Annotated in this window: 9 protein-coding genes; 5 read left to right on the top strand and 4 right to left on the bottom strand. The window is 72.2% G+C overall.

Annotation, left to right across the window (positions count from 1 at the left end):
- Positions 1-20 precede the first annotated feature (20 nt).
- Positions 21-908 (bottom strand): deoxyribose-phosphate aldolase, encoded by an 888-nt coding sequence (locus tag AB5J87_RS22750; RefSeq protein WP_369383634.1) that lies wholly within the window; start codon positions 906-908, stop codon positions 21-23.
- Between the two features lie 2 nt (positions 909-910).
- Positions 911-1867, bottom strand: coding sequence for a 5-dehydro-2-deoxygluconokinase (gene iolC / locus AB5J87_RS22745; protein WP_369378840.1), 957 nt, complete (start codon positions 1865-1867; stop codon positions 911-913).
- 138 nt (positions 1868-2005) lie between these two features.
- Here iolC and AB5J87_RS22740 point away from each other — a divergent pair, with 138 nt between their 5' ends.
- From AB5J87_RS22740 to AB5J87_RS22720, 5 genes are all read left to right on the top strand, one after another.
- The gene (locus tag AB5J87_RS22740; RefSeq protein ID WP_369378838.1) at positions 2006-2908 is read left to right on the top strand and encodes a sugar phosphate isomerase/epimerase family protein; all 903 of its coding nucleotides are present in this window, start codon (positions 2006-2008) and stop codon (positions 2906-2908) included.
- Between the two features lie 4 nt (positions 2909-2912).
- Positions 2913-3932: a Gfo/Idh/MocA family protein gene (locus AB5J87_RS22735; protein WP_369378836.1), complete on the top strand. Its 1020-nt coding sequence runs from the start codon at positions 2913-2915 to the stop codon at positions 3930-3932.
- Positions 3933-4186: 254 nt separating this feature from the next.
- Positions 4187-4390 (top strand): helix-turn-helix transcriptional regulator, encoded by a 204-nt coding sequence (locus AB5J87_RS22730; protein ID WP_369378834.1) that lies wholly within the window; start codon positions 4187-4189, stop codon positions 4388-4390.
- Between the two features lie 122 nt (positions 4391-4512).
- A complete protein-coding gene (locus AB5J87_RS22725) occupies positions 4513-4755 on the top strand; it encodes a heavy-metal-associated domain-containing protein (RefSeq protein ID WP_369378832.1) in 243 nt (80 codons plus the stop codon).
- An 82-nt stretch (positions 4756-4837) separates the two neighbouring features.
- A complete protein-coding gene (locus tag AB5J87_RS22720) occupies positions 4838-7093 on the top strand; it encodes a heavy metal translocating P-type ATPase (protein ID WP_369378830.1) in 2256 nt (751 codons plus the stop codon).
- 403 nt (positions 7094-7496) lie between these two features.
- Here AB5J87_RS22720 and AB5J87_RS22715 read toward each other — a convergent pair whose 3' ends face one another.
- Both AB5J87_RS22715 and AB5J87_RS22710 read right to left on the bottom strand, forming a co-directional pair.
- A complete protein-coding gene (locus AB5J87_RS22715) occupies positions 7497-8786 on the bottom strand; it encodes a citrate synthase (protein ID WP_361387685.1) in 1290 nt (429 codons plus the stop codon).
- Between the two features lie 179 nt (positions 8787-8965).
- Positions 8966-11185 carry an ATP-dependent RecD-like DNA helicase gene (locus AB5J87_RS22710; protein WP_369378827.1) on the bottom strand — a complete coding sequence of 740 codons (2220 nt, stop codon included), beginning with the start codon at positions 11183-11185 and terminating at the stop codon, positions 8966-8968.
- Positions 11186-11426 lie beyond the last annotated feature (241 nt).

Raw genomic sequence — 11426 nt, 5'->3', positions numbered from 1 at the left:
CCATACGTCCTCCCTACCCCTTACAGCAGCCCGGCGGCGGTATCGACCGCGCCCGCCACGTCCCCGTCGGCCGGGTAGAGCAGGGCGCGCCCGGCCACCAGCCCCTGCACGGTGGGAAGGCGCAGCGCCGTGCGCCACTTCTCGTACGCCGCCTCCTGGTCCCGGGCCGAGCCCCCTGTGTCGCCGCCCAGCAGCACCGCGGGCAGCGTCGTGGTCGCCAGCACCCGGGCCATGTCCGCCGGGTCCTCGGTGACGGGCACCTTCAGCCAGGTGTACGCCGAGGTCCCGGCGAGGCCGGAGGCGATGGCCAGCGACCGGGTGACGGCCGCCGCGCCCAGATCGTTGCGCAGCCGTCCGTCGCGCCGGTGACAGATGAAAGGCTCCACGAAGACGGGCAGCCGACGCTCGGCCATCTCGTCGATGGCGCGGGCCGCCGCGTGCAGGGTGTTGAGCGAGCCGGGGTCCTCGTAGTCGACCCGCAGCAGCAGCTTGCCCGCGTCGAACCCGAGCCGCTCCAGGTCCTGGGCGCGGTGCCCGGTGAAGCGGTCGTCCAGTTCGAAGGCGGCCCCGGCGAGGCCGCCCCGGTTCATGGAACCCATGGCGACCCTGTCCTCCAGGGCGCCGAGCAGCAGCAGGTCCTCCAGGACGTCCGCGCTGGCCAGCACCCCGTCCACGCCTGGCCGCGACAGGGCCAGGCAGAGCCGCTCCAGCAGGACGGACCGGTCGGCCATGGCGAAGGCGTCCCCGCCCGCCCCGAGCGCCCCCCGGGCCGGATGGTCGGCGGCGACGATCAGCAGCCGCTCGCCCTCGCGGACCAGCGGGCGCCGCTTGCGGCGGGCGGCGGCCTCGGCGACCGCCTCCGGGTTGCGGGTGCGGACCCGGGCGAGCTCGCCGGGGCTGACACGGATGCTCACGCCGTTCCCCCCGCCAGTACGCGCTCGACCTCGGCCGGGTAGGGCATCGCGGCGGAGCAGGCGAGGCGGGAGGCGACGATCGCGCCCGCCGCGTTGGCGTACCGCAGGGTGCGCGCGAGGTCCCAGCCGGCCAGCAGACCGTGGCACAGCGCCCCGCCGAACGCGTCCCCGGCGCCGAGCCCGTTGACCACCTCGACCGGCAGGGGCGGCACTTCGGCGGCCGTGCCGTCCCGGTGCGCGGCGAACACCCCCTCGGGTCCCCGTTTGACCACGGCGAGTTCGGGCCCGGCCGCCAGCAGCGCCCGCGCGGCGGCGTGCGGCTCGCGCTCCCCGGTGGCCACTTCGCACTCCTGCGCGTTGCCGACGGCGACGGTCGCGTGGCGCAGCGCCTCGCGGTAGTACGGCCGGGCGTCCTCGGCCCGGCTCCAGAACGCCGGGCGCCAGTCGAGGTCGAGGACGGTGGTGCCGGTGCGCGCGCGGGCGGCGAGCGCGGCCAGCGTGGTGGCCCGGCTGGGCTCGGCGCTCAGCCCGGTGCCGGTGACCCAGAAGATCCGCGCGGCGCGCACCGCGGCCAGGTCCAGGTCCGCCTCGTACAGCTCCAGGTCGGGGGCCTTGGGGGCGCGGTAGAAGTAGAGCGGGAAGTCGTCCGGGGGGAAGATCTCGCAGAAGGTGACCGGGGTGGGCAGGCCGGGCACGCTCTTCACCCAGCGCGCGTCGACCCCGAACTCCCCCAGTTCCGCGCGCAGATACGCGCCGAAGGGGTCCGCGCCGGTGCCGGTGACGACGGCCGTGCGGCGGCCGAGGCGGGCGGCGGCGACCGCCACGTTGGAGGGCGAGCCGCCGAGGAACTTCCCGAAGGACGTGACCCGGGCGAGCGGCACCCCGCTCTGGAGCGGGTAGAGGTCGACCCCGATCCGCCCCATGGTGATCACGTCGTACGGAACCGCCGCCATGCACGCCCCCTTCATCGGTGAGCCCGGGACTTCTCCGGCGGTCCCAGGTCTAGCCGCCCGGACCGACCCTGTCAATCTTTTGTCCTGACATTCGGACCTAGCCTTGACACCGTTCCGGCGCCCCCGGAGGCTGGCCCCATGACGACGGACAGGACTCGCATCCGGATCGGCTCGGCCCCCGACTCCTGGGGCGTCTGGTTCCCCGACGACCCGCGCCAGGTCCCCTGGTCCCGCTTCCTCGACGAGGTCGCCGGGGCCGGTTACGGCTGGATCGAACTCGGACCGTACGGCTACCTCCCCACCGACCCGGCCCGGCTCGCCGCCGAGACCGCCCGCCGCGGCCTGCGCGTCTCGGCCGGGACCGTCTTCACCGGGCTGCACCACGGCCCGGCCGTGTGGGACACCACCTGGGAGCACGTCTCGGACGTGGCCGCGCTGACCCGGGCGAGCGGGGCCGGGCACCTCGTCGTCATCCCGGCGTTCTGGCGCGACGACAAGACCGGCGAGGTCCTGGAGGACGCCACCCTGACCGCCGGGCAATGGCGCGATCTCGCCGCCCAGACCGAGCGGCTCGCCCGCGAGGTGCGCGAGCGGTACGGCCTGCGGATCGTGGTGCACCCGCACGCCGACACCCACATCGACAGCGAGGAGAACGTGGCCCGCTTCCTGGACGCCACCGACCCGGACCTGGTCTCCCTCTGCCTGGACACCGGGCACTACGCCTACTGCGGCGGCGACAGCGGCAAGCTCATCGAGACCTACGGCGAACGGATCGGCTACCTCCACCTCAAGCAGGTGGACCCGGCCGTGCTGGCCCAAGTGCGCGCCGAGGAGCTGCCGTTCGGGCCCGCGGTGGCCCGGGGCGTGATGTGCGAGCCGCCCGCCGGCCTGCCCGCCCTGGAGCCGGTGCTGGCCGCCGCCGCGGCCCTGGACGTCGACCTGTTCGCCATCGTGGAGCAGGACATGTACCCGTGCGACCCGGACCGCCCCCGGCCGATCGCCGAGCGCACCCGCGCGTTCCTGCGCTCCTGCGGGGTGTGAGCCGATGGCCTCCGCACCGCTGGGCGTCGCCGTGATCGGCACCGGCCGGATGGGCGCCGACCACGTGCGCCGCCTCTCCACCGTCATCGGCGGGGCGCGCGTCGCCGCCGTCGCCGACCTCGACGCGGAGCGCGCCAAGGCAGTCGCCGGTCCGCTGGAGGGGTGCACCGCCCACACCGACCCGGCCGCCGCGATGGCCGCGCCGGGGGTGGCGGCGGTGCTGATCGCCTCCTCGGGCCCGGCCCACGAACCGGCGCTCCTGGAGGCGTTCCGGCGCGGTCTGCCGGTGCTCTGCGAGAAGCCGCTGACCCCGGACCCGGGCGGGGCGCTGCGGGTCCTGGAGGCCGAGGCGCGGCTGGGCCGGCGGCTCACCCAGGTGGGCTTCATGCGCCGCTACGACACCGAGTACGTCCGGCTCAAGGCGCTGCTCGACGGGGGCTCGCTGGGGCGCGCGCTCTTTCTGCACTGCCGCCACCGCAACGCCTCCTCCCCCTCGTTCTTCACCACCGAGATGCTGATCCGCGACTCGGTCGCCCACGAGGTGGACGCGGCCCGCTGGCTGCTCGGCCAGGAGGTCACCGCCGTGCAGGTGCTCCGCCCGCGCCCCTCCTCGTACGCGCCGGAGGGCCTGGGCGATCCGCAGCTGGTGCTCTGCGAGACGTCCGGCGGCGCGGTGGTCGACGTGGAGATCTTCGTCAACTGCGGCTTCGGGTACGAGGTGCGCTGCGAGGCGGTGTGCGAGCGCGGCTCGGTGTCGACGGGCGCCGGGGCCGGGCCGGTGGTGCGCCGCGAGGGCCGCTGGGGCGGCGAGGTCCCGCAGGACTACACCGAGCGCTTCGCCGACGCCTACGACCGCGAGGTGCAGGCGTGGGTGGACGCGACCCGGGCCGGGCGCGTCACGGGCCCGAGCACCTGGGACGGCTATGCGGCGGCCGTGGTCTGCGAGGCGGGCGTCACGGCCCAGCGCACGGGCGGCCGGGTCCCGGTGGAGCTGGGCCTGGAGCGGCCCGGACTGTACGCGTAGGGAGCACCCGCCGAAGGGGTGCGCCGGGTTCCCGCCCGGCGCACCCCTTTTGTCATCCCTGTCACAACCATCCCCCTCTCGTCACACATGTCTCCATTACGCGGGTCTTGCGTCACAGGGAGTCAACAGCCCCACCCCTGCCTCCGGTCCCGGTCGTTCAACGGGCAAAGACTGAGTGATCGTCAAGTGCCCGCGCCCAGCTCCCCCGACGGCCGTCAGGCCGAGGCTGCGGCGCATTCAGGGAGGTGCCCACCATGACCGACCGCCGGCTCTGGTCGTACAAGGAGATCGCCGCGCACATCCGGGTGCAGCCGGACACCGTCCGCTCGTACCGCAAGCACGGACTGCTCCCTCCGCCGGACCTGGTCGAGAACGGCAAACCCTTCTGGTACGCCGACACCATCCGCGGCTGGGTCGCGCGCCGTCCGGGGAACCGCAGCCGCCGGTCGGACGACTGATGGAGCGGGCACTGGATTTATACCCCCCAGGGGTATAACGTTGCTCCTGTCGGAGCGCCCCGGCCTTCCCGGGAGCCTCTGGTGCACCATGGATCCGTACCGCCCCTGAAGAGGAGACAGCCATGACCGCCGAGACCGAAGCCACCGCGGACACCGTGACCACCGTCTACCGGGTCTCCGGGATGACCTGCGGGCACTGCGAGGGCGCCGTGTCGAGCGAGATCGGCCAGATCGCCGGGGTCGACTCCGTGAAGGCCGTCGCCTCCACCGGTGAGGTGACCGTCGTGTCCCTCGCGGAACTCGACGAGGAAGCCGTCCGCGCCGCGGTCGACGAGGCCGGCTTCGAGCTGGTCGGCCGGGCCTGACGCGCCGCACCCCCTCCCACCCTCCGGGCCGTACGACCAGCGCGCAGGCGCCGTACGGCCCGGACCCTTTTCAGGAGCAGACGTGGAAACCAGCGTGGAAACCAGCGTGGAAACCCAGCTCGTCGAACTGAGCATCGGCGGCATGACCTGCGCCTCGTGCGCGGCCCGCATCGAGAAGAAGCTGAACCGGATGGAGGGCGTCGAGGCGACGGTCAACTACGCCACCGAGAAGGCCAAGGTCTCCTACCCGGCCGCGATAGCGGTCTCCGACCTCATCGCCACCGTCGTCCGCACCGGCTACACCGCCGAGGAACCCCCACCGCCCGACCCCGGACCCGCCGCACCCGCCGGGGGCGGCGCCGAGGAGGGCACCGCCCGGCGCGACCCGGTGCTCGCGGCCCTGCGCCAGCGGCTGCTGGTGTCGGCGCTGCTCTCCGCGCCCGTGGTGCTGCTCGCGATGGTGCCCTCCCTCCAGTTCGACAACTGGCAGTGGCTGAGCCTGACGCTGGCGGCGCCGGTGGTCGTCTGGGGCGGTCTGCCCTTCCACCGGGCCACCTGGACCAATCTGAGCCACGGCACCGCCACCATGGACACCCTCGTCTCCATCGGCACCCTCACCGCGTTCCTCTGGTCGGTGTGGGCGCTGTTCTTCGGGGACGCCGGGATGACCGGGATGCGGCACGGCTTCGACCTCACCGTGGGCCGGGAGAACGGCAGCTCCTCCATCTACCTGGAGGTGGCCGCGGGCGTCGTCACCTTCATCCTGCTCGGGCGGTACCTGGAGGCGCGCTCCAAGCGGAAGGCGGGCGCGGCCCTGCGCGCTCTGCTGGAGCTGGGCGCCAAGGACGTGGCCGTACTGCGCGGCGGCACCGAAGTGCGCGTCCCCGTGGGCGAGCTGCGGGTCGGCGACCGGTTCGTGGTGCGGCCCGGCGAGACCGTCGCCACCGACGGGACGGTCGTCGAGGGCGCCTCCGCCGTGGACCGCTCGATGCTCACCGGCGAGTCCGTGCCGGTCGACGTGACCGTGGGCGACGCCGTCACCGGAGCCACCATCAACGCGGGGGGCCGGCTGCTCGTCGAGGCCACCCGGGTCGGCGCCGACACCCAGCTGGCCCGGATGGCCCGCCTCGTGGAGGACGCCCAGAACGGCAAGGCCGAGGTGCAGCGCCTGGCCGACCGGGTCTCGGGCATCTTCGTGCCCATCGTGCTCCTGGTGGCGCTCGGCACCCTGGTGGGCTGGCTGCTGACCACCGACGACATCACCGCCTCCTTCACGGCCGCCGTCGCCGTACTGATCGTGGCCTGCCCCTGCGCGCTCGGCCTGGCCACCCCGACGGCCCTGATGGTCGGCACCGGCCGGGGCGCCCAGCTCGGCATCCTCATCAAGGGCCCCGAGGTCCTGGAGAGCACCCGGCGCGTCGACACGGTCGTGCTCGACAAGACCGGCACCGTCACCACCGGCCGGATGACCCTGACCGACGTGTACGCGGCTGACGGCACCGACGACAAGGAGCTGCTGCGGCTGGCGGGCGCCCTGGAGCACTCCTCGGAGCACCCCATCGCCCGCGCCATCGCCACCGGCGCCGCCGAGCGGGCCGGGGAGCTCCCGGCGCCCGAGTCCTTCACGGCCCTGCCCGGGCGGGGCGTGGAGGGCGTGGTGGAGGGGCGCACGGTCTTCGTGGGCCGGGGCGTGGAACTGCCCGCCGGTCTGGCCGCCGCCAAGGAGGCCGCCGAGGCCGAGGGCCGCACGGCGGTCGTGGTGGCCTGGGACGGCGAGGCGCGGGGCGTGCTGACCGTGGCCGACGCGCTGAAGGACACCAGCGCCGAGGCGGTCCGGCGGCTGCGCGCACTGGGGCTGCGGCCGGTGCTGCTGACCGGGGACAACCGGGTGGTGGCCGAGTCGGTGGCGGCCCGGGTGGGGATCGCCGCCGAGGACGTGTACGCCGAGGTGCTGCCCGAGGAGAAGGTCGACGTCGTCAAGCGGCTGCAGGCCGAGGGGCGTTCGGTGGCGATGGTCGGCGACGGCGTGAACGACGCGGCGGCGCTGGCCACCGCGGACCTCGGGCTCGCGATGGGCACCGGAACGGATGCCGCCATCGAGGCCGGTGACCTGACCCTCGTTCGGGGGGACTTGCGGGTGGCCGCCGACGCCATCCGGCTCTCCCGGCGGACCCTGGCCACCATCAAGGGCAACCTCTTCTGGGCCTTCGGCTACAACGTGGCCGCCGTTCCGCTGGCCGCCGCGGGGCTGCTCAACCCCATGATCGCCGGCGCGGCTATGGCGTTCTCGTCCGTGTTCGTGGTAACCAACAGCCTACGGTTGCGCTCCTTCACCTGATCTCCACAAAGAGAGCTAGATCACAGAGATTATGAGGTAACCATCGGACCGGTTCGGGAGTCTAAGTGGGCGATGCCGAGGATGTCTTGGGGGACGTCCATGGAATGTCTTGGGGGACGTTCCAGGCAGCGCGTTGGCCGGGGCACGTACACCGGGGAGCTTTGAGCGGCCCACCCGTTACGTACGTACCCCGGCAGACCGCCTAGACCCCCGGCCGGATCCCGTGGGGGGAATCCGCACCGGGATATGGGAAGCGCCCCGGCCGCCGACCCGTGGGGGGATCGGTGGGCGGGGCGCTTCTTTTTTTCTCCGCGGGGCCCGGTTCGCCTCCGGGGCTCAGAAGCCCCTCCGGCTCACTCGCCGGGAGCGGGCATCCCGCACGGGGGTGCCGCGGCCGGGAGGGTCAGCGGGCCTCGACCGGGACGAAGTCGCGCAGGACCTCGCCGGTGTAGATCTGGCGCGGGCGGCCGATGCGGGAACCCGGCTCCTTGATCATCTCGTGCCACTGGGCGATCCAGCCCGGCAGCCGGCCGAGCGCGAACAGGACCGTGAACATCTCGGTCGGGAAGCCCATGGCGCGGTAGATCAGACCCGTGTAGAAGTCCACGTTCGGGTACAGGTTGCGCGAGACGAAGTAGTCGTCGCTCAGCGCGTGCTCTTCCAGCTTGAGCGCGATGTCGAGCAGCTCGTCGGACTTGCCGAGGGCCGACAGGACGTCGTGCGCGGCAGCCTTGATGATCTTGGCGCGCGGGTCGAAGCTCTTGTAGACCCGGTGGCCGAAGCCCATCAGACGGACGCCGTCCTCCTTGTTCTTCACCTTGCGGATGAAGGAGTCGACGTCGCCGCCGTTGGCCTGGATGCCTTCCAGCATCTCCAGGACCGACTGGTTGGCGCCACCGTGCAGCGGGCCCCACAGGGCGCTGATGCCGGCGGAGATCGAGGCGAACATGTTCGCCTGCGAGGAGCCGACCAGACGCACGGTGGAGGTCGAACAGTTCTGCTCGTGGTCCGCGTGCAGGATCAGCAGCTTGTCGAGCGCCGAGACGACGACCGGGTCCAGCTCGTACTCCTGCGCCGGGACCGAGAAGGTCATCCGCAGGAAGTTCTCGACGTAGCCGAGGTCGTTGCGCGGGTAGACGAACGGGTGGCCGATCGACTTCTTGTACGCGTACGCCGCGATCGTCGGGAGCTTGGCGAGCAGCCGGATCGTCGAGAGGTGGCGCTGCTTCTCGTCGAACGGGTTGTGGCTGTCCTGGTAGAACGTGGACAGCGCGGAGACGACCGAGGACAGCATGGCCATCGGGTGGGCGTCGCGCGGGAAGCCGTCGAAGAAGCGCTTGACGTCCTCGTGCAGCAGCGTGTGCTGGGTGATCTCGCTCTTGAAGGTCGACTGCTGGTCGACCGTCGGCAGCTCACCGTTGATCAGGAGGTACGCGACCTCCAGGAAGGTCGAGCGCTCGGCGAGCTGCTCGATCGGGTAGCCGCGGTAGCGCAGGATGCCCTGCTCGCCGTCGAGGTAGGTGATCGCGGATTTATAGGCGGCGGTGTTGCCATATCCGCTGTCCAGGGTCACCAGACCGGTCTGGGCGCGGAGCTTCCCGATGTCGAAGCCCTTGTCGCCGACGGTGCTGTCGATCACCGGGTAGGTGTACTCGCCATCGCCGAACCGCAGTACTACAGAGTTGTCGCTCACGTCATCCCTCACCGACGTAGTGCCTCTTCTTCGAGGTGCCCTGACTGTCTCTACCATCCCCCATTTGGCTCAGCAGAGTGCACTCGGGGTCGCCCGTTGGGCTTATTAGCGGCACTCAGTGCCGTCAACCTGCTCATCCTGCCCCCTTCGCCCCGGTTCTGGAAGCCCCAGGTGATGTTTCACACCAAGGCGCCCCCTGACAGCCGATGAGCGAGTGCGGTAAAGCGTCTGCCTGCGGAAACCGTACGCACCGCCTGGCCGATCGCCTTGCGGGACCCCACCAGGACCACCAGCTTTCTGGCGCGGGTCACCGCCGTGTAGAGCAGATTTCGCTGGAGCATCATCCAGGCACCGGTGGTGACGGGGATCACCACCGCCGGATACTCGCTGCCCTGCGAGCGGTGGATCGTCACCGCGTACGCGTGCGCGAGCTCGTCCAGCTCGTCGAAGTCGTACGGCACCTCCTCGTCCTCGTCCGTCAGCACCGTCAGCCGCTGTTCGTCCGGATCGAGGGAGGTCACCACGCCCACGGTGCCGTTGAAGACGCCGTTCCTGCCCTTCTCGTAATTGTTCCGGATCTGGGTCACCTTGTCGCCCACCCGGAACACTCTGCCGCCGAAACGCTTCTCCGGCAGGTCGGGGCGGGCCGGGGTGATGGCCTGCTGGAGCAGTCCGTTGAGGTTTCCGGCGCCCGCCGGGCCCCGGTGCATGGGCGCGAGCACCTGCACGTCGCGCCGGGGGTCGAGGCCGAACCTCGCGGGGATGCGGCGCGCCGCCACGTCCACCGCGAGCCGCCCGGCGTCCTCGGTCTCCTCCTCCACGAAGTGGAAGAAGTCGCTCAGGCCCTGGGTGAGCGGGGGGATCCCGGAGTTGATCCGGTGGGCGTTGGTGACCACGCCGGACTGCTGGGCCTGGCGGAAGATCCGGGTGAGCCGGACCCGGGGCACCGGGCCGCCCTCGGCGAGCAGGTCCCGCAGCACCTCGCCCGCGCCGACCGAGGGCAGCTGGTCCACGTCCCCCACCAGCAGCAGATGGGCGCCCGGTGCGACGGCCTTGACCAGTTTGTTGGCGAGGAGCAGGTCCAGCATCGACGCCTCGTCGACCACCACCAGGTCGGCGTCGAGCGGCCGGTCCCTGTCGTACGCCGCGTCGCCGCCCGGCTTCAGCTCCAGCAGCCGGTGCACGGTGGACGCCTCGGCCCCGGTGAGCTCGGCCAGCCGCTTGGCGGCCCGGCCGGTCGGCGCGGCCAGCACCACCTTGGCCCGCTTGGCCCGGGCGAGCTCCACGATCGAGCGCACGGTGAACGACTTGCCGCAGCCGGGACCGCCGGTGAGCACCGCGACCTTGCTGGTCAGGGCGAGCCGGACGGCCTCCTGCTGCTCCGGGGCGAGCTCGGCGCCGGTGCGGCCCGCGAGCCAGGACAGGGCCCGGTCCCAGTCGACGTCACCAAAGCCCGGCATGCGGTCCTCGCCGGTGCGCAGCAGCCGGACCACCTGGGCGGCCAGGGAGAGCTCGGCCCGGTGGAAGGGCACCAGATAGACGGCGGCGACCCGGTCCGCCCCGCCGCCCTCGGGCCCCGGCACCGCCTCCCGGACGACCCCCTCCTCGGCGACCAGCTCGCCCAGGCAGTCGATCACCAGGCCGGTGTCGACCTGGAGGAGCTTCACCGAGTCCGCGATCAGCCGCTCCTCGGGCAGGAAGCAGTGGCCCTGGTCGGTGGACTGGGACAGCGCGTACTGCAGGCCGGCCTTCACGCGCTCGGGGCTGTCGTGCGGGATGCCGACGGCCTGGGCGATGCGGTCGGCGGTGAGGAAGCCGATGCCCCAGACGTCGGCCGCCAGCCGGTAGGGCTGGTTCCTCACCACGGAGATCGACGCGTCCCCGTACTTCTTGTAGATCCGCACCGCGATGGAGGTGGAGACGCCGACGCCCTGGAGGAAGACCATGACCTCCTTGATGGCCTTCTGCTCCTCCCAGGCCGCCCCGATGAGCCGGGTGCGCTTGGGGCCGAGGCCCGGGACCTCCACCAGCCTCTTGGGCTGCTGCTCGATGACGTCGAGGGTGTCGGTGCCGAAGTGCTCCACGATCCGGTCGGCGATGCGGGGGCCGATGCCCTTGATGAGGCCCGAGCCGAGATAGCGCCGGATGCCCTGGATGGTGGCGGGCAGGACCGTCGTGTAGTTCTCCACCGTGAACTGCTTGCCGTACTGCGGGTGGGAGCCCCAGCGGCCCTCCATGCGCAGCGACTCGCCCGGCTGGGCGCCGAGCAGCGAGCCGACGACCGTGAGGAGATCGCCACCGCCGCGCCCGGTGTCGACCCGGGCGACCGTGTAGCCGTTCTCCTCGTTGGCGTAGGTGATCCGCTCCAGGACGCCTTCGACCACCGCGAGATTGGACATGATCCGACGCTACCGGTGGCCCCGGACACCCCGGGCACCCTGGGGAAAACTTTCCGCCGCCCCCGCGCGGACCGGGGGTCGCCGGGAACTCAAGGGGGCCCGGTCCGTATGACCGGGCCCCTCGATTCCCCTCCCCTTTTTCCCTCCCCGACAGCCCTCCGGATCCCCCCGGATCCCTCCCCTGGAGGGCCGATGACAAGTAAGACGGCCGTCACCCCACAAGGGTTGTACGACTGCGGGC

It is taken from the genome of Streptomyces sp. cg36, assembly GCF_041080675.1.
Lineage (GTDB): Bacteria > Actinomycetota > Actinomycetes > Streptomycetales > Streptomycetaceae > Streptomyces.
This window is presented reverse-complemented; position numbering and strand designations above follow the sequence as displayed.